Here is a 20,511-nt window from a genome sequence, read left to right as displayed (position 1 = left end):
GAAACATGCCGTTACTGCAGGGAGGCTTCAGTTTCACCAGGGAAGCTATTAAAAGTTTGATAGATAAAAAAGTGTGTTAAAAATTACGGGGTTCTCTCTTTTTTCCTAAAGTAGGTTGACACCGTCGTTTTTTTGAAGGAATTTGTATAATATTGTGGAATTAAGCCATAATGAGATTGTTACGGGGTTGCTCCGCTTTCTAAACCTACTTGTTCATAAACTATAAATTATTGGGTGGTTAAAGATGAATTATTGGACTGGGGCTTCGCCTCCCCAGGAAGCGAATTTGTCCAAAATATCCGAATCTATTAACATGCGTGATGATTTTCAGAGATGGCTATTTGAAGGCAATACAGTAAAATATACCCCGGAAGTTGTTTTGAGCTGTATCGACAAAATATCGAAATATGCTGTCCGTAAAAAAATTGCGGTTGATGACCTTTGGAAATACACAAGTCACGATGTTTTTGAGCCAGTCTACAATAAATTGGTCAAATCAATATTGCTCCGCATTTTTGACAGAAATACGTATGGGGTATTCATAATTGCCGGCAATTTATACTTGAGTTTTTTGAAAGAGAAGCCATTAATCCATAAGGATGAAACTAACAATAATGCAGTAAAAGAAAAAGAAGAGGAATCGATTGTTGTGCCTGATTCTTTACCAAAAGATCAAATTGATCCCGAGGCAGTAATTGCGTGGTTAGTTACGCAGCCCAATGCTAATGGCGCTTTGTATTTAGAAAATGTGGTACGTCAATATATGTGGGCACTCCGCTCGACGCCTGCGAAACTAGAAACTTCCTTATTGCCGGATTCTGTGAATATTTTTACTTGCCGTACGCCGGAGGCACTTAATGCCTACTGGGATATATTTAAGGCAGCTCCAAACTATAAGCAGGTGAATAGACGCACTTCTGGTGGTTTTTCTGCCGGTATGAGTTGTCTGTTGAGATACTTGCAATATTTAACGGGAGAGGGTTTAGTCGCAAATAGCCCAACCAAAGAACAACCTCGCCCTGTCGAAATAGAATCTACGATGCAGAAAAGGCATAAGCTTGACCCAGTGGTCGTTGAACAATGCAAGGATGTTTTATCGGCATACTTTTCAAACGGATACAGATTAAATTCGCCGATTGAAATGGTGCGTTTCCGATCTTTTGCTAAAGAATTCTTGGATGAGGAATTACCCACCTCGGATGAGATGTTGAAAAGTTATATTTCAGCTTGCGGGATGACCTTTGATGGTAAGGTATATGTTGTATCAATGCAGACAAAAGAAAGAATCAAGAAAAGTGTCGAGGATTATTTTGCCAAAGGTGCACAAGTAATATTTTTTGCCGAATTCTACGCCAGGAATGAGAACTGGCTGCTTGAAGCAAATATAGTTTCCGAGGAGATGCTAAATACTATTCTTCATAGCTTGTTCCCGAATCTTTCATATACCCTGACCTATTTCGGCTATACGGATGCCTCTGTTCCTGTTGCCCTGGAAAAAGAAATTCTTCGTGTTTGGGGGGAAGATGTAACGCTGGCCTATGCGCAACTTGCCGAAAGGTTAAAGTACATACCCCTTGATAGGATAAAATATGCCCTTGCCCAGAATGGTAACTTCATCTGGTGTAGCTTAGAAACCTACTCGCACGTCAGCCGGATTGACATCAGAGATGAGGAACGGGAAGCCATTTGTAAAAAAGCTCAACTAGAATGTGATGCCAAAGGTTATGTTCCTATTGCCAACTTGCCTTGTGGGGAAATCAAGGAACGTAATTACGAATTGACAGACACGGCAGTTCAAAATGCGATTTACCGTATATGCCTGTCTGACATGTTCGAAAAAAAGGGAAAAATTATCACACGTATAGGCAGTGTCTTTGATGTAATGAGCATAATGAAAAAATACTGCAAAACTATTGATAGATGCTCGTTGAGTGACCTCTTGAATCTTGAAAGAGAAATGACAGGTGAGGTTCACCGTTGGACAGCAATGGAGGCAGGCAATACCTTTCTAGTTCGCATCGACAAGAACACTTACGTGGCAGACAGGTATGTTCATTTCAACGCCGAGGTGATAGATGAGGCAATTGGGTTGTTTGTTAAGAGTGATTATCTTCCACTTAAATCTTTCACGACCTTTGGAGCTTTTCCAGACTGCGGACAAACTTGGAATTTATTCCTACTTGAAAGTTATTGTCGCCGCTTCAGCAGGAAGTTTCGGTTTGATACCCTATCGGTCAACTCACGAAATGCAGGAGCAGTCATTCGCAGAACCTGTATTCTTAACTACACGGATATTATGACCGATGCCGTGGCGAATGCCGATGTTGCCTTAAATCAAATCGAAGTGGGTAAATTTTTGTTTGAAAGCGGCTATACGGGCAGAAGCACGAATGCCAAAATTGGCGAAATCATTAACCATGCAAGAGGCTTACGGGAAAGGACAGTTTGAAGGTGTACTCATATACCTACGACAAAAAAACGGGGGGAATACTTCTTAATTTCTCGCCGACCGGTTTCTCTAAAGAGCCCCGCCCAGTTTATGCGACGGAATTAGATGTGCTGGGCTTTAATAAATATTGGAATTACGACAAGCAAACTGACTGTCCCTATATGTGGGCGGAGGCAAATAACTACTATTACCGTGGGGTGCATGTTGCAAAACTTAAAGGAGGCAATGTCTACACCGCACCTGAAATCATAATTCCTAATGGCAAGGATGGCAAACCTGTAATGCCCGAGCCAAAAGACATGTCGCTTCGCCCTATTGATATAAAGGCAATGGTGGATGCAAACAGAGATATGCTAGCAATCATTGAGCAGACAACGATAAAAAAAATTTTAGCTATTTATACCAAATACAAAGGCAAGCTTGATTGTTTTCATGTAGCTTTTTCGGGCGGAAAGGATAGTTGTGTTTTGCTTGATCTTGTTAAGAAGGCTTTGCCCAAAGGTAGTTTTGTGGTGGTATTCGGCGACACGGGTATGGAATTTCCCGACACCTACGAAGTTGTCAATGAAATAAAGCAACAATGTTTTGAGGAAAAAATACCGTTTTACATTGCCAAATCGCATTTAAATCCAAAAGATTCATGGGAATTGTTTGGACCCCCATCGCGTGTTCTTCGTTGGTGCTGTTACGTGCATAAAACCACCCCTCAAACATTGAAGATGAGAAAAGTTATGGGTAAAGACGATTACACAGGTTTGGCTTTTGTTGGTGTCCGTGCACATGAAAGTAATTCCCGTGGTGAATATAAATATTTTAATAAAGGCAAGAAGATAAGAGGGCAGTTAAGCCACAATTCGATACTTGAATGGACGTCTGCGGAAGTATGGCTTTATATATATAAAAATGATGTTATGATTAATGAAGCGTATAAGAAAGGCAGCGCAAGGGTCGGCTGTATTTGTTGCCCAATGGGTGGAGGCAAAGCAAGTTTTATTGAACAGTCGAATTACCCAAAGGAAATAGAGGTTTTTTTATCATGCATCCGGAGTAGCAATGCAAGAAAAACCATAACCGCGGATAATTATGTTACTAATGGTGGCTGGAACGCCAGAAGAAATGGGCTATTCCTTACAATTGACAAGCCAGTTTACTCTGAGACTGTAAAAAATGGTGAAATAATAATTAAAATATTTTCTCCTAAAACGGACTGGAAAGAGTGGATAAAAACACTTGGTGATTTGTCTAATGATGGTGATGTTTTTACCATTAATTTCAAAGGCCAAACCTTTCGTTTTTTTTGCAGGTCAATCAAGAAGGGTTATGAAGTAAGGCTAGATGAAAAGGTTGTAAAAAAAAATCCTCAATTTGGCAAGTTGTTCCGATATGTATTTCGTAAAGCTACTTATTGTCTTAGATGCAAAACGTGTCAGGCAATGTGCAAATTTGGAAGTCTTAGCTTTGAGGGCAGTTTAAAAATTGTTGATTGCAAACACTGTTTTGAATGTCACTCAATGAACGCGGGTTGTTTGGCATACGATTCGCTGAAAATTCCGAAAGGAGATGGGGCTGAGATGAAATCAATTAACTGTTTCAGTAACCATGCGCCAAAAACTGAATGGTTTAATAATTTTTTCGAATACCAGCAAGACTTCCTTGAAGAAAATTCATTGGGTCCTGCCCAAAAGACTAAATTCAAACGTTTTCTCAAGGATGCTGAACTTATATTTAAAGAAGAAGTGACTTCATTCGCCAAGATGGGTGCTTCAATGGGCTGGAATACCGATTCATTTTTGGCATTAATGCTTATAAATCTTGTTGCTAACAATCCGCAAATTGCGTGGTATACAAGGGTCATGGATATAGATCGCCCGTACAAACGTAATGAGATTAGAGACATGCTAATTGCTGTTGGGCAAAGTAAGGATAATATTTCAAGTATTATTAATGCCTATAAGCGCCTGGCTGAAACACCCCTCGGCACAAGTTTGCGTTGGGGCTATGTTACTGACGAGGGCGACTTCACACGTACAAAATGTTTTGTTAGTGATCCATGTGTTGTGCTGTATGGTTTGTTCAAGTTTGCCGAAAAGTGTAATGACTATAAGGAGTTCACACTAGCCACGCTCCTTAATGACAGTATCGATCGCGATGGCATCAGCCCAACACGTATTTTCGGTTTAGATCGTGACGAAATGATACCGATACTCCTGGGGCTTTCGGCGAAGTACCCCGAATTTATTAGCGCATCATTCACGCATGACCTTGAAAAAATAACACTTGATAGGGACAAGTCGTCCCAAGATGTACTGGATTTATTCAGGAGGGATATAGTATATGGCTAACAAAAACAAATACCGTGAATATTTTGACATTAACGAAAGCTATTTTCCCTGCATCGATGAAGCAGCGATCGATGCAGGTGCACCATGGGATAATACCTACCCGCATAAGACATTCATCACTTTACTAACTGAAATGGAGCGTGCTTTAGCGCGTCAAAATAATGGTAAAACACTATGGATTGAAGGTGCTTACGGAACAGGGAAATCGCAATGTGCTTATGCTTTGCGAAAAATTCTTGAAGTTCCAGAAGAAGAACTACGTGATTATTGGGGTAAATATGAACCACTTGAAAAGAAAACAGACCTGCTTGAAAAACTTGTTGGTCATAAGAAAAAAGGTATTGTAGTGGCTTATCGATATGCCTCTGGTGGCATTATGACACCAAAAGAACTTTTTTTTGCAATACAAGAAAGCGTAAAATCTGCTCTTGAACATAATAATGTAAAAGACCATGGTGAATATACGGTTAAAGAAAGTATCATTGCATGGCTAGAAGACCCCGACCATAAGCTGATGTTCGATAGTTTATTGCAGAATCCTAATAAGGAATGGAGGGGGTTGTTCGCACAATCAACTACCGATGAAATCCTGGTTTCACTCCGAAAGGAAAAAGAAGTAAAAAGCCTAGTGGATAATATTTTCCGGCTTGCCGAGTCTGAAGGGATAACAGCTCTTACAATTAATTCGGACAGACTTATCCGTTGGCTTTCTGATATTATTGACCGTAATAATATAAGGCTTGTTCTTATATGGGACGAATTTTCTGATTACTTTAGGTACAACCGCGAAAGTTTGTCTGAGTTCCAAAAAATCGTTGCTTTAGTTCAAAATAAGCCTTTTTATTTTATCGTAGTGACGCATGAGCCACAGCAGATATATGTGGCAGAAATTGATAGAGGCAATCAGGTAAAAGTAAGCGACCGCTTTGTTTCAATACCTATCGACTTGCCTGACAACATTGCTTTTGATCTTATCGGTCATGCTTTTAATGTAAAATCCGCCGCCAAACAACAGTGGGATAATCTTGCCGATGACTTCAATAGCCGCGTTATAAATTCCCGTTCAAAGGTGATGGAGGCTGCGAAGATAGACAATCAGCAAGTGATGAAGGATATTATGCCTCTTCATCCAATGGCAGCATTACTCTTGAAAAACATAGCCTCTTCTTTTAAATCGAACCAGAGAAGCGTGTTCGATTTTATCAAATCTTCGAATAATGACGATGTAAAGGCTTTCCAATGGTTTATTGAGAATACCGGTCCCTTTGATAATCACCCGCTTCTTACGGTGGATATGCTCTGGAACTTCTTCTACGAAAAAGGCAGGGATAATCTCACCCCTGATATCCGGCTGATACTGGACACATTTCCACAGCAACAGAACCTGCGCGAAGATGAAAAAGCTGTCCTGAAAGCTATTTTAATTATGCAGGCAGTCGACCAGCGTTTGGGTGGAACGATTGACCTTTTTAAAGCGACTGAACAGAACCTGAGCTATGTTTTTGAAGGTATTCCCGACTTGGAGGGAACAAGATCTGCCAATCTTGCTAAGGGTTTGAAAGATAAGGGCATTCTAATCACCCATCCGATTAGCGGGGATCGTAAAATTTACACTGCGGCTGTACTTGCAGGTGATCAAGCTAAAATTGACAAATTCAAGGAAGAAGTAAGAAACTCCAGCATAACTTCGAAACTTGTTGCAGAGGGTGGCCTTTCTACTGTTTTGTCGCTTTCACCAGCCTTGCGTCTCCGTTTTGAGTCAGAAAAGGAAACTGGCAAAATCATACCGGTTACAATTTCCGATTTCACCCGCACAATTAACGGTCTCCGCGATAGGGACCATAAAGGATGGAAATCTTATGCTGTTATTGCTTTTGCTAAGGACGATGCGGAAACGGTTGCTTTCCGCAAAACTATTAAAGCTGCGGTTGCCGACAAGCAATACGAAAACATCATATTTATTGATGCACTTTCCACGCCGCTTGGTGCGGAGTCATTTGAAGAGTATGTAGATTTTTCTGCGATGGCAAGGTATTACCAGGGCAATAATAACATAACGTCGAGGGAGAATGAGGACAAAGCGAAGCGTGTTTTGGACCAAGACTGGAAAAATCGTATTTACAATGGTCAGTTAATTGTTTATACCTATGATAATCAGGAAGGCAGAAAATTAGGCAACGCGCAAGACGTAGCCAGTGTTCTCCAAACCATCATTACAACAAAATTTCCGTATACTTTCGACTTTGCAAAGAATCTTACTGAAAGCCAATTTAAAATGACATCCATGAAACAATCAGCAAAGTGTGGCCTGACTCAGAATACGAAAGGCGTTGTTGTAGGTCTTGAAAAACGCATTCTTCCGGATGTCTGGAAGGTTAATAAATATTGGGAAAATCCGGTAAAAGCTTCTTTGCCTATTTCTAAAATTAAGGTTGATATTGACAAAATTATTAAAGATGCTTTTGAGAGTGAGGGGCAGATTTCAATAGGCGAAATCTATGATTTTCTTGAGGAAACCTACGGTTTTGCCCCTTGCAATCTCTCTTCTTTTATTACAGGTTTCCTTTTGAAAGAATACGGAGGTGAGCCGTTCCGCTATAGTGATTCTTCTGGTGGGCATGGGGAGATGACACAGGATAAACTAGCGGAGATGATTGGAAACTATATTGGAAAATCTCCGAAAGCGACCTATATCGTAAAGATGACTCCCGAGGAAATGGCGTTTTATGAAGTAACCGAAAAGGCATGGGATATAGCTCCAAATTCTTGTTTATCCGCAGGACAGGCAGCTATAGCTGTGTCTCAAAAAATGCGCGAACTAAGCCTACCGGTCTGGTGCCTTGAAGAAATAGATACAGCCGGAATTTTTGATGTGGTCCAGTATTACATTGAGCTTGTTCAAAAGGAAGGTAGTGAGGCGCATCAAAAGGCTGTAAAAATCGGGAAAATTGCATCTGCGAAACCTACCCTTGCCGACAGCCTTTTTGACTTGTTCACAAGAGAAAAATGTCAGGAAGGGATGCGTGAATTCTTAAAAATATTCGAAGGCGGTAAAGTTATGGAGGTTGCTGAAACAATCGGTGCGGAAAACAATGTGCTAACTGATATTCGACGTATATTTGAAGTAAAGCATTCCTGTTTTTGGGATAAAAATACTGGCATGGATGAAATCCGCAAGCTCTTGACTGAATACAACGTGGTCAAGGAGAGCAACGCAATCTTGAATACGATGGCGAATTCTTTAGAAGGGGCATACAGTGAGTGGCGTGTGCGGTTGGGGTTTATTAGTATCTCATGCGAAGCATTGCAAGCAAGGCATCCTGCATTGGTAAGAGTCCTCGAAATACTACTAAAAATTTATAAGAAAGAAGATATCCTACCTGAACAGTTAAATTTGTTTTATTCAGAATTAGAGGCACATAGAATGGAAATCAGGGAAATGCTTAACTATGAAAGGCGCATTTTCGCTGAGGTGTATGAGCCATATCTCGAAGACTTGAGTGATGATGATATCACCGATATAAAAAGCAAACTGCCAACAGGTTTGTTTATGTTTTCAAATACCGATTGCAACATCAAAGTCAAAGAAGCCGTTGAGGTGTTTCGCAAAAACCAGTTGAAGATACAGCTTTTCAATTTATGGAAATCTAAAACCGGAACCAAGAATCCGCGTGAATGGTCAAACCGTTACAGGACACCAATTCTATGTTGTATTACCGAGGCAGAGTTTGAAAACGCAAAGAAAGCGTTTGAAACACTAAACAGGAACTGGGGAACGGATGCCGAAATCAAAGCCGCTCTCGCATTTCTTGAAACTGCAGCGCTTTTTGATGTGCTTTCAGACGAAGACAAGCGAAATGCTGCTTTTAAGCGTGACATTATTGGCGAATATTCAATATTGCTTCCTGACCTTGATAATGTCCGTTTTGCCCTTGAACGCCTTTCTATCGACACTTATGATTGGCGCGGCAATCCTAGTGTTAAGGGTAAAGTTAAGCAACTTGCTGAAGCTGAGTATAATGCCGGTGGCAGTAACAAGGTTCTTTCGATAATTGATCAGATGGGCGATGCACAGTTGAAGCACTATCTTAAGCAGCTCGTCAAAAACAGGATAATGGTCGGTATTGAAATACTGATGAATGGGGGCAGGCAATAGAATGCGAATTGACTTAGTAAAGCAATACCTCGCATCTTCTGACAAAACACCATATTTCCTATTTATTAACGACGGGCAGTATAAAAAAGCAATGGATGAATTAGCAGCTTTGGGGCTTGCAATAGTACAAACAAGCAGTTTCTGCAATAGCGAAGACAAAAAGCCTGATATCGATAAGCTATTGACCCATATCAAGATGTCGGATGCAAGTGCAAAGGGAAAAGGGCTTGTAGTAACGGGGCTAGGTGAATATCTTGCACTTTGCGGAAACGACGAAGCAAATAAAATTCTTTTACGCCTCAAAAACTATAATTTAGGTGCTGCAAAAGTCGTGTTACTTCTTCGGGGGCTTGCCACGCAGATTGACAAATTGCGTGCTGACTTGCGCTTTGACGGCCGTATGTACAGTGTTGTAGAACGGGCGGAGTGCGATTTAACGGTTACTCTTGTTGCACCATCTATTGGATTGCCGGCTTTGGTGGGTTTTAAAGCGTTGCTTAAAGAGCTTGAGGCTGGAAAATGTGGCAATATAGTAGCAAGTACATTCGTTAATCTTGAAAAGTCATTATTCACGCTATATCACATTAATAACGCATACGAAGGAATTAAATATTTTTCCAAGAATTTTGCTTTACCATGTTCCTGCGGGAATGATGTGCAATGGGCAAATTTGCTAACAGAACTTAACCAAAGTAATGGATCACTCGATAAGGTTTTTGAAAAATATGATTTTAGGGATACCTTAGATTCTAGCTTCTATGGCCAGATTTCAGGAGGAGAATACCGTAACTGGCTCTATTTTGTTTTTCTGAAAAGTAAAGCTGAATTTGTGCATAATAAATACCTTCGCTTTGTGTTAAACAAAACGAACCATTTTGATGACTTTGCATGTAATGTTCTCGATGCAATAATTGAAATACCCCATACGGATGAAAACTTTTCTACTTTCTATCAGGAGCGTAAAGTGCTGATCGAAAAATTTCCCGAGCCAGAAATCGCTAATTTTGTGGTAAATAATCGGCGAATCCCGTCAGAAAGCATCTATAAATTAACGGACGGCACAAGGGTTGAGCGTGAAGAAATTATCGCTTGGCTTTCAAAATATCGCTTGGTACCAGAACCAGAAATCAAGGACATTTATCCCTTATTGGCGGATTACATGAAGAAGTATGTTTTCAAATGTCCTGAACTTGCGGAATTGCTAACCAATTATTTTGAGGCTTACAAAAGACAGAAGCTATTCAATGTACTTGAGTCGGAGTTTTTGGCCAAGGTTGACGAACTTGCCCATTCACGGAAGTTTAATCAGTTGCCTACACGGAATGTGATTTTGGATGATGTAGACAGGAGCGATACTTTTCTTTATTGGCTTGATGCGTTTGGTGTTGAATACTTAGGCTTAATCGAAGCTTTAGTTGAAAAGCTTGGTTTGTCGATTAAAGTAAATATTGTTCGAGCTGAACTACCAACTATAACGGATTTCAACAAAGACTTCTTTATTGATTGGGAGGGTCACAAAGAGAAAAACGATGAATTAGATCATACTAAGCATAATGACAAGGGCGGTTATAATTTTATTAATAATGAATTGCCTATCCACCTTGCCAAAGAATTGGATATAATTGCTGAAATGATTAATAAGGCGGCTACTGAATTAGCGCTACGGCATTATAAACGCTTCCTAATTGTTAGTGACCACGGTGCTTCACGGCTTGCTGTTTTACGGCGCAAAGAGGAAAAATATGATACTGGAACTACTGGCGAACGTTCGGGCCGTTGCTGTAAGTTGTTTCACCCCTATGATCTTCCATTCGCGGCAGAGGAAAATGGATATCTTGTGCTTGCAGACTATGGAAGATTCAAAGGTGGCCGTGCGGCGAACGTCGAAGTTCATGGTGGTGCATCATTAGAAGAAGTTGTTGTTCCGGTTATTGAATTATCTTTAAAAAACAGCGACATAACGGTCAAACTTGTTGATGATTTTGTGACCGTGGATTTCCGCACCGGCGCTGAGATCAAATTATTCTTTAACTCATTTGTTGAGGATGTTTCTATTATCTTGAATGGGAAACAATATTTGGCTACACAAACAGATACAAACCACTATACGGTAAAGATACCTGATTTAAAGCGGGCGGGCAACTATCCTGCCGATGTTTATATTGGCGATAATTTAGTTGGAAAAATTACTATTATTGCACAAGGTAAGAGTGGTAGGATTAACGACGATTTTGATGACTTGTTTTAGGAGGTGCGAATGATGATTGAAAAACTCAGAAATTGTTTTGACGAGATGGTCGTATATAAAGATCTTAAGAAGAGTAACTTTTTCTCCGCTCTAAGCCTGCCTTCATTCATGCGCGACTGGCTCTTAAAGAAATTCGAAGATGAAAACGGTAATTTTAACCAAGACGAATTGCTTGATTTTGTACGGATTTACCTACCGCGTAAGGATGATTGGACAGCGATTAAAAATCAGGTCGTAATCGAACATGAGCGAGTGAAATTCCTTGCCAAAGTGTCGGTTGATATAGATATAAGGACAGGTGGGATATCGTTTGCGTTGCCTGATTTTGGGCTGACGAGCAAGGACACCATCATAGAGGACCACGTGTGGCAAACATGTAAGGATGATTTGGTGCACGGGTGCGAGACTTGGGGAATGGTCGAAATCGGCTATCGCCCTCCTGATGACTACGATACAGGATATTACAAAGATAAATCAAGGGGAGCGAACAGAGGTAAAATAAAGCTAACGGCCTTTAAAACTTTTTGTCCCTACACCATTGATATAGACTATTATAAGGAAGTACGATGCCAGTTCACTACGGCAGAATGGTTGGATGTCCTGCTTGGAGCGGTGGACTATAACGCAAGTGGTTACCTGGGTGACGAAGAAAAGAAACTTACGATGTTAACCCGCTTGCTACCATTTGTAGAAAAAAGACTGAATCTCATTGAACTTGCACCCAAAGGAACCGGTAAATCATATCTTTTTGGTCGTGTTAGCCGCTTCGGATGGCTTTCAAGCGGTGGTATTTTAAGCCGTGCAAAAATGTTTTATGACCAGAACAAGCGTACCGAGGGTTTGGTTTCCGGAAACGATTTTATAGTGCTTGATGAAGTGCAGACCATTTCATTCACGAATGTGGACGAAATGCGGGCTGCTTTAAAAGGCTATCTTGAATCAGGAGTCTTTACTGTTGGTAACTATGAGGGAACCGCTGATGCGGGAGTTGTCCTCTGTGGCAATATTAAAAAGGAAACGATGGACGAGGATGGTTATGGCAATATGTTTGAGGAATTGCCACCTGTATTCCACGAATCGGCTTTGATTGAACGGTTTCACGGTTTTATCAAAGGATGGAACATTCCCCGAATGAACGATGACCTTAAAATTGCGGGGTGGGCGTTAAATTCTGAATATTTTTGTTCAATTATGCATGAATTGCGTGATGATATGAGCTACCGTGCCGTAGTGGATGATCTTATTGAAGTTCCTGAAGCGGCGGATACCCGTGATACTGAAGCGGTTAAGCGAATTGCTACGGCTTATCTGAAATTATTATTCCCGCAGGTTCGTAGCGCGGACGACATAACCGCCCGTGAATTTAAGCGCTATTGCCTTGATAGGGCGCGAAAAATGAGAGATACGATCAGGTACCAGCTAGGGATACTTGATGTGGAGTATCGGGGGAAAGACATTCCTGCGCTCACTGTCAAGCCTGACCCTAAAGGGAAAAGAAATAACGTGGAAGATGCTTTAAATAAATCTTTAGAAAATGATTAATTTGAGATTGTTAAGAAAAAAGATTTCGCGATTGGGATCAAAAAAAGTTCCAGCGCCTTATTTTTGATTGGAATAGAAATGAAAGAATGCAGGTTTTATTCCCATGTCGCCGACAGCTTGCGTATGATCTTCTTTTCAGCTTCCGGGATGGTCTGTAACGACGGGCTGTTACCCCGGGTGGCGGTAATGCGGTGCAGGGCTTTTTTCATTTTTCCGGCCATGCGTGATGCTTTTTCTGCCCATTATTGTTCCCGGACAATTGTTGACCGGAAGATCGGGGCGGGACGATATCGTTTATTTTCAGGATGCGGTCCACGCGAAAAGTGCGCTGGGCTTTTCTCATGTGACAGTACCCCCTCATGCCCAGAAATGACTTCCCCATGTATTCCATATCACCCACAAAACTGGGGGTGATGGTGCGCTGTGATTTTTCGTCTTCGGACTTGAGGTAGGATATTTCCAGGGAAGATTCGTTCTCTATCGCCTGCTCGATCAGTCGGACTTTTTCGTCGATGGGTATCTCTTTTTCCGATTTCCGGTACTGTAGATTGGTGATGAATTTTATGACTTTCCAGTCGATCCAGACATCTGTTTCCTTGATCTTTCTCTTCAGGTATATCCCGTCAAGACTCCGGCAGCGGGAGAGAGCCACATAAAGCTGCCCGGGTGCAAATGTACCCTTGCCCAGGTCGATGGCGATGTGGTCAAATGTTTTGCCCTGGCTCTTGTGGATAGTTATCGCCCAGGCAAGCCTCATGGGATATTGTGTGAAGGTTCCCAGTGTTTCCGAAGCCACGGTTCTTCTCTTCCTGTCCCAGTAATAACGGGTAATGCCCCACGTGTAGGGCTCCACTGTATGGTTGCTGCCATCGAGGAGCCTGACCTCCAGGGCATCCCTCTTTATCCCGGTAATCGTGCCGATGGTTCCGTTGATCCAGCGCCCCTTGCTGTCATTGTTCAGCAGCATCACCTGAGCTCCCTTTTTTAATTGAAGAACATCGGCGGCGGGATAATATTTTTCCTCCACCTCGCCGGCGATCTTTGCCGGGAAAATGTGGGCCCTGCCTTGCAGGCGATTCAGCTCGGTTTCGTTTCTCTTTTCAGCCATGGCATTGGTGGTCGTCAGGTATATAACGCCTTCGGGCAGCATACGGTTGTCGTCAAAGGTCTTTCTGTTGATTTCCTGCAGATCATCCGCGGTGATCGTTTTATTGCGGATTCGGTTCAGGAATTCGATGAAGGAGGGGTCGGTCTGACGGTAGATCTTTTCCAGTTCCAGCAGCGCGAAATCCATCTCATGGAAAGCTCTGGCATCAAAAAAGTATTCGCTTTCGTAGTAATCCCTGAAAATCTGTTTCTCCTGTCCGGTAACAACCGGCGGGATCTGGTAAAGATCACCGACAAAAATCATCTGTATGCCGCCGCAGGGTGCCCCCCTATTTTTGCCGTGGATCCGCAGGAACTGGTCCACGCAATCCAGGAGGTCCGAACGCACCATGGAGATCTCATCGATAACTATGGCATCCAGATTTTTGAAGATCGAAGATGATTTTTTCCCGGCGCCATCCTTGACTTTTTCCACGGTTATATCGGGCCTGAAACCGAAGAAGGAATGAATGGTCTGGCCGGCTATGTTTACCGCTGCCACTCCGGTGGGGGCCAGGACCACTATTTTTTTGTGTGTGATGGAACGGAAGTAGGCCAGGAGAGTCGATTTTCCGGTGCCTGCCCGCCCGGTGATAAAGATATTTTTATCGGTTTCCTCCATCATTCGCAGAGCTTCCGCAAATTGTGTGTTTATCTCGATTTCCATGGGCACCGGTGCGGCCTCCTTCGTGATGGTAGATGATACAGTTGGTTTACTTTCTGGAAAGGGAAGTTGTTGCCGGTAACGGGTGGGGGCTTCCGCATCATCGCCCTTGCCCCGCCTGCAGGCTGCTTGCATTCTTCCACTGATTTATTAGACAAAAGTATATTTTTACCCTCTATTTACAGATTCAAGTGATTGTTTTTGTTGTATTTGCAGGGGAGTGTTCCCACAAAACACCGCTTGCCCCGAATGACAACGTGAAAACCCCACGCTGCCGGAGAAAGAAAAGCTGCCGGAGAAAGAAAAAATACTACCTGTCATTGTTGTGGAAGTAAATGAACTCCGGCATAAATATGCACCCGGAAGAAATAATTTCCGTTTATCGTGGTGTGGTCAACGCGTGAAAATTGAGAGGGAGCCGCAGGCGACCGAAGAATCCCCCGGTCTTACCCACTTGCTATTGGCATGAACCGGTTCCTGTTTCCCCCCGCATCGATATGTTGGCGCGTTATGGGCTTCTTCTGCAACGAAGGGTCATCAGGAGCAATGATCAAGAATATCAATTAATTGGTGGACCTGTCGGCCCGGCAATCCTGTCAGCATCAATTGCCGGTTTAACGGCGGAAAGAAGGTTCTGTTTTTGTGACAAACCCTGTGGAGCGGTTAACGGATGCCGAGGAGAAGATCCGTGACAGAATGTTGAAACCCCTCTTCGATCTGCTGATTCCCCCCTGGATCAACCCGAATCATATCACCGGCTTGCGTCTGGTCCTGGTTGCTTCGGCCATTATCATTTACATGTTCCATCTTTCATTGACGTTGCAGATCTATATCTTGAGCGCGGCGGCACTGACAGATCTGATCGATGGCCCGCTGGCACGGCTGCGAGGCCTTTCTTCACGCGGGGGGGCTTATCTGGATCAGATAGCGGACTGGTTCCTCGGGGCCTGGGCCGGAATTCTTCTGCTCACCACTGGCCTGCTGCCTTCGGTGGTGATCATGCTGATGGTTGTGCCGCAGATCGGGGTTTTCGCCACGGACCGCATCCGCGCCTCGCGTCTTGAAAATACCGAAAACAAGGCTTTGACCATCTTCATGGGTGCGGCCAATTTCAGGCCGACGACGATCGCCCGTCTGCAATTCGTTACCGTGTTGCTGGGTTTCATGTTTCTTCTTCTTGGCAAGGTGACGGACACAACTGCCTGTTACCGCATCGGCATGGTGAGTCTCTACCTGGAGATCCTGCTGGTCTGGCTGCTTCTCCTTCATGGAATCATCAGGGTGGTGAAAAAAGAACAGTGAGAAAACGGGGGCAGGGCATTCCCCCTCCAGCCAGGAATGGATTGCTGCTCATCGATTGTTGCCATCGTTCCCGATCCGGCAATGTGTGTCCTTGCTTCGCAACAATGATGCACCATTTTCATCGGTGTCCGGTCCCGCCATTCCAAAAACAGGATTGGACCGGGAAGTATAGAATAGATAGATAAGTGCATATTTTCTGGAATCAAAAGGGATGAGGGCGAAGGGCTAGTAGAAAGATGTAAGGAAACAGGGGAAAGGGTGAAGATGGATATGGATTATCGGAAACAGATTGCGCGCGCTGCATCCTTGATCAGAAGTATTGATGGTTTTTTCGGTTTGACCGGGGCGGGGCTCTCCACGGAGAGCGGTATCCCCGATTTCCGGACACCGGGCAAGGGGATCTGGGAGAAGGTTGACCCGATCAAGACTTCCACGGTGGATGTTCTGCAAAATGACCCGCGGCTCTTTTACGAGGTGGGTTTCACACGTTTTGCCAGTATCACCATGGCCGAACCGAATCAGGGACATCATGCTCTGGCCAGGATGGAGGAGATGGGCTTTCTCAAGGGGCTGGTGACACAAAATATCGATGGTCTGCATGTGAAGGCCGGTTCACGCAATGTCTGGGAAGTACACGGCCACCTGCGCACCGGTTTCTGCCAGGACTGCAAAAAGAAATATCCTTTCGAGGAAATGGTTCACCAGGTAGAATTGAAGCGGATACCACCTGTTTGCCATGAATGTTCCGGTGTTCTGCGTCCGGATGTGGTCCTCTTTGGCGATCCCATGCCGCCGCTGTTCTTTGAAGCGGAGAAAGTATTGCGCCAGGATTGTGATCTGATGTTGGTGGCTGGCAGCAGCCTCGTGGTTTACCCGGTGGCGTCTTTGCCCCGGTTGGCGAAACAGCTGATCATCATCAACCTGACACCCACGGAATATGACCGTTTTGCTGCAGTTGTCATCCGCGAAAAATGCGGCAAGGCGTTGCATGACCTGGCCGAAGAGCTGGCCGGGGATTGAAAAGAGCATGCCCATCCTCATTTCAATGTGTCCGGGGACGAAGAACCATCGGCCGGGCAGGCGGATTGCAACTCCCGGCGGTCTGTTCGAGAGGCCGCTTTGTTTATTACATATAACCGTTTGATAACCATATGCTCGTTTTACTTTTATCATGGTTGATCGGTATTATGGAGCCGACGTCATAATCAATTTTCTCGTTTTTCCCGTTTTTGTACAGATAAAGATCTCCCTTGTAGCCAGTGGGGCTGTAATCTTTCAGATACAACAGTTCCCTCTTCGGTGTCAGATCGAAGGCATAAACATCATCGGCAATTCTTTCGGTTTTGCCTTGTTTGTATATTTTCAGGGTCCCCCTGCCCGTTTCTTCGGACACCTGATCCCAATCGGTGATATATATCATTTCGTCGGAATCTTCGATGTATCTGGTATTAGTGCAATCCACGTCATGATCTATTTTTTCCTGGTCAATATAAAGATCGCAACCATACGGGGTCTTGACGTTTTTGAAGTAGATGAATTTGCCTGTTTCCGTGAAATATCCCCAATGGCTACTAACATCGCTATCATACAATTCGGGGGCCTGCACCGTGTTGCCGGAGATGGACATTTTGTACAGATCCCCGTGGTAATCATGTTCTGGCATATTATCTATGAACATTATTGTTTTGCCATTCCCGTCGATGTGGAAATCCTGCGCCGAATTCTGTTCGATCACGGTTGTTGTTCCCCCGATGGCAACCAACTGGTCGGATGACGAATAGAACGACTCCTCGATCAGCTCATTTACATCATAACGGGTGACGATTTCGGATAGTTTTACCCTGGTGAATGTCGATTGGTCATAGGTTCTGAAGGCAATTATGGGGCGATCATCGGAAACAGTAAAAGTAGAAAGGTAAGTGGCATCCAATCTATAGTACGAGCGAAAGAAGAAGGAATCCGTGATGACTTTCTCCTCGGAACCATCATAATAGCAAAGGGGATGGATTGATATTTCCGATGAATATGTGGCCAATTCTTCCCGCAGTTCATCACGTTCAAGCTTCTGATAGTAAGCATCGTCATCGTCGTCCCACCAGAACGATTCAAGATCTATCAGGTTGTCGTCGGAGGCTTTCATATCATCGTGAACAAAATCCATCAGGTCTATCGGGGCTGCATTTTTCAAATAATATATCTCCTCGGTGTCGTAAAATCTGATTATCGAATGGACATCGGAAGCAATTTTCTCCCGACCTTTTCCTGCAATATCCCTGTAGAGGGAATCGTCCTTGATATAATAAACGGTTTCGAAATCGTCTGTAACATAAAAATTGAAAGCTTCCAGGCCTGAACCCTCGCCCTGAACTCTTGCATCTGCCGTGATTTTTTTTCTGTCCTCGCCATCGCTTTCAAGGTATATGCTGTCATTGCTCATGTATGCGATCTTTTTACCATCATCCGAAACATGAAAATAGGATATGTTGTTACCGATCTTCCTGTTTTTATTCTCTTTCAGATGGTATTGATAAAGAACACCCTCCTCGCTTTTCAGGTAAGTAACGATATCCCCGGCGTCATTGATCGTGTAGAAGTAAACTTCGGAATCGATTTTCACTGTATCCTGATCCGGCTTGTCAAGGTAGCAGTAGTAGAGAGGAAGGCCGTAATCGGGAAGGCCATCATTTTTATCGGGGAAAAACAGTTTTTTGCCATCCCTGCTGACGGTACAGTAGTTGCCAAGAATGTAATCGTTACCAAGATATTCAGATAAATTGTCAGGAAAAAAATTGGTGGTAATTTGCCGTGGCTCGATTCCGGGCACTTCTGTATAGTAGATTTCATCGTCCTTGATATAGAGGGCGTAATTGGAAGTAATCTTTTCTTTTTTCCCTGATGATACGGAAGTGATAAGACCATCGCCCATGATCGAGATCAGGATATAGGCGACTGCAGACAGGGCAACGAGGGCAATTCCTCCCCAGAGGAGCCACCTGGAAAGGGTCTTTTTTCCAGACCCGGCGGGGCTGCCAGGTATAGCTTGGCTTTCGGATCTGGCGGGACTTTCGGATCCGGCAGGACTTTCAGATCTGGCGGGACTTTCGGGCCTGGCTTGGCTTTCGGATATTTCAGGTTGTCCGGGAATTTCAGATTGTCCGGGAATTTCAGGTTGTTCAGCTTTTTCAGGTTTTGCGGGTTTGCTTTCCGCCTGTGTCGAGGCTCCGCAATTCTGGCAGAAAAAGAACTCCGCCTCAACTTTCGCACCGCAACTGCGGCAGACGATTGTTTTTTTAATTTCAGCTCCGCAACTGCCACAGAATCTGGCATCTTCAGCAAGTTGTTTGTTGCATTCGGGGCAAGTGGCCATTTTTATCCACCTTTCATAAAATATTCCAGCATCTGTCACCTGATCATAATTTAACCTGTAAATATCCGGGTGTCAATAAATGATCAGAATCCGGTCTGCCTGTTATCCCTTTTGCTATGTGGTGAATCATGAAAGGGGAAGGAAGGAAGTTCCGGAAAAATGGACTGCATCGCCAGTCTTTTTTACTCCAGTTCCATAATCTGATATTGCATCCTTCATGCAATTCAAACATGATTAACGGCGCACAATCTTGCAGTTACGGCCCCTGTTTTACAAACCAACTTCTGCAGTTCACAAAATTTACCTTGCAAAATCTGCAAAATGGCATGGCCCGGGAGGGGGGCATACGAATGATCGGGGTGTGATTGACATATTATTGGGCTGTATGATAAAATTTTAACATCAAATGCTAGTTGTATCCCCAAAGGAGGACGAGTCGTAAATGCCAAAAAATGTATCAGTGGAAGAGCTAAAAGCAAAGGCAAAAGAGCTAAGAATCAATATCCTTAAAACAGCTAAATTTGCCGGAAGTGGGCATTTTGGTGGTTCGTTGAGTAGTGCAGATATTCTGACGGCTTTGTATTACAAGTTTTTGAATGTCGATCCGGGAAAGCCGTCCATGCCTGAACGGGATAAATTCATTCTCAGCAAAGGGCATGCGGCGCTTGCCTATGTTCCCTGTTTGGCCATGAAAGGATTTGTGCCCATGGAATCTCTTGAATCATTCAATCATTACGAGTCGGCCTACGGGATGCACCCCGATGCCAATAAAATCGAGGGTTGCGATGCCTCCACGGGGTCCCTGGGCCACGGGCTATCATTGGGAGTGGGCATGGCGCTCGGTGACAGATATCAGAATCTGGACACCAAGGTGGTTGTCCTCATGGGCGATGGCGAGCAGAACGAGGGAAGCATCTGGGAAGCTGCCATGGCTGCAAGCCATTTCAAGTTGAACAACCTGATAGCCATCGTTGACAAGAATAGATTTTGTATCGACGGCTGCACCGATGATATCATGTCGATCGAGCCGTTGGGCAAGAAATACGAAGCTTTCGGCTTCAAAGTTATCGAATGCAACGGCAACGACATGGCCGAGGTAGACAGGGCTCTTGAGGAAGCGTGGGCGGAAACGGAGAAGCCCGTGTGCATAGTGGCCAATACACAAAAAGGATTCGGCGTGAAGAGATTCCAGGGAACGGTGGAATGGCATTACGGTGCCATGGATATCGAAATGTTCAATGAAGCTCTGGCCGATGTTGAATCTTTATAAGATCTTTCAGGACAAGGAGGATATG

General features: G+C 43.7%; 10 protein-coding genes. 8 read left to right on the top strand and 2 right to left on the bottom strand.

The features are described 5' to 3' along the window. Positions 1 to 244 precede the first annotated feature (244 nt). From GX364_04455 to brxL, 5 genes are read left to right on the top strand one after another with little or no spacing between them, the layout of a single operon-like run. Positions 245 to 2,449, top strand: coding sequence for a hypothetical protein (locus GX364_04455; protein ID NLI70098.1), 2,205 nt, complete (start codon positions 245 to 247; stop codon positions 2,447 to 2,449). A gap of 2 nt (positions 2,450 to 2,451) precedes the next feature. Beyond that, positions 2,452 to 4,791 (top strand): phosphoadenosine phosphosulfate reductase family protein, encoded by a 2,340-nt coding sequence (locus tag GX364_04450; protein ID NLI70097.1) that lies wholly within the window; start codon positions 2,452 to 2,454, stop codon positions 4,789 to 4,791. After that, a complete protein-coding gene (locus GX364_04445; protein NLI70096.1) occupies positions 4,784 to 8,947 on the top strand; it encodes a hypothetical protein in 4,164 nt (1,387 codons plus the stop codon). Before GX364_04450 ends, GX364_04445 begins: the two co-directional genes overlap by 8 nt. A gap of 1 nt (position 8,948) precedes the next feature. Further along, a complete protein-coding gene (gene pglZ / locus GX364_04440) occupies positions 8,949 to 11,195 on the top strand; it encodes a BREX-4 system phosphatase PglZ (protein NLI70095.1) in 2,247 nt (748 codons plus the stop codon). Between the two features lie 12 nt (positions 11,196 to 11,207). Next, positions 11,208 to 12,737, top strand: coding sequence for a BREX system Lon protease-like protein BrxL (gene brxL / locus GX364_04435; GenBank protein ID NLI70094.1), 1,530 nt, complete (start codon positions 11,208 to 11,210; stop codon positions 12,735 to 12,737). A gap of 205 nt (positions 12,738 to 12,942) precedes the next feature. On the opposite strand, the gene GX364_04430 is transcribed toward brxL, so the two are convergent. Further along, the gene (locus GX364_04430; GenBank protein ID NLI70093.1) at positions 12,943 to 14,550 is read right to left on the bottom strand and encodes an AAA family ATPase; all 1,608 of its coding nucleotides are present in this window, start codon (positions 14,548 to 14,550) and stop codon (positions 12,943 to 12,945) included. A 639-nt stretch (positions 14,551 to 15,189) separates the two neighbouring features. Here GX364_04430 and GX364_04425 point away from each other — a divergent pair. Beyond that, positions 15,190 to 15,849 carry a CDP-alcohol phosphatidyltransferase family protein gene (locus GX364_04425; GenBank protein ID NLI70092.1) on the top strand — a complete coding sequence of 220 codons (660 nt, stop codon included), beginning with the start codon at positions 15,190 to 15,192 and terminating at the stop codon, positions 15,847 to 15,849. A 270-nt stretch (positions 15,850 to 16,119) separates the two neighbouring features. Further along, positions 16,120 to 16,869, top strand: a complete 750-nt coding sequence (locus GX364_04420) for an NAD-dependent deacetylase (GenBank protein ID NLI70091.1) — start codon at positions 16,120 to 16,122, stop codon at positions 16,867 to 16,869. 106 nt (positions 16,870 to 16,975) lie between these two features. On the opposite strand, the gene GX364_04415 is transcribed toward GX364_04420, so the two are convergent. Beyond that, the gene (locus GX364_04415) at positions 16,976 to 19,216 is read right to left on the bottom strand and encodes a hypothetical protein (protein ID NLI70090.1); all 2,241 of its coding nucleotides are present in this window, start codon (positions 19,214 to 19,216) and stop codon (positions 16,976 to 16,978) included. Between the two features lie 442 nt (positions 19,217 to 19,658). Between GX364_04415 and GX364_04410 the strand changes: the two genes are divergently transcribed. Next, the gene (locus GX364_04410; protein ID NLI70089.1) at positions 19,659 to 20,486 is read left to right on the top strand and encodes a transketolase; all 828 of its coding nucleotides are present in this window, start codon (positions 19,659 to 19,661) and stop codon (positions 20,484 to 20,486) included. Positions 20,487 to 20,511: the final 25 nt, after the last annotated feature.

It is taken from the genome of Bacillota bacterium, assembly GCA_012518215.1.
In the GTDB taxonomy this organism is placed as follows: domain Bacteria; phylum Bacillota; class Dethiobacteria; order DTU022; family PWGO01; genus JAAYSV01.
The sequence above is the reverse complement of the archived record's forward strand: the minus strand, read 5'-3'. Positions and strand labels throughout refer to the sequence as shown.

Coding starts and splice junctions, on each gene's coding strand:
- brxL (NLI70094.1), top strand. CDS start 11,208: ATGATTGAAAAACTCAGAAATTGTTTTGACGAGATGGTCGTATATAAA.
- pglZ (NLI70095.1), top strand. CDS start 8,949: ATGCGAATTGACTTAGTAAAGCAATACCTCGCATCTTCTGACAAAACA.
- GX364_04445 (NLI70096.1), top strand. CDS start 4,784: ATGGCTAACAAAAACAAATACCGTGAATATTTTGACATTAACGAAAGC.
- GX364_04455 (NLI70098.1), top strand. CDS start 245: ATGAATTATTGGACTGGGGCTTCGCCTCCCCAGGAAGCGAATTTGTCC.
- GX364_04430 (NLI70093.1), bottom strand. CDS start 14,550: ATGGAAATCGAGATAAACACACAATTTGCGGAAGCTCTGCGAATGATG.
- GX364_04420 (NLI70091.1), top strand. CDS start 16,120: ATGGATTATCGGAAACAGATTGCGCGCGCTGCATCCTTGATCAGAAGT.
- GX364_04410 (NLI70089.1), top strand. CDS start 19,659: ATGCCAAAAAATGTATCAGTGGAAGAGCTAAAAGCAAAGGCAAAAGAG.
- GX364_04415 (NLI70090.1), bottom strand. CDS start 19,216: ATGGCCACTTGCCCCGAATGCAACAAACAACTTGCTGAAGATGCCAGA.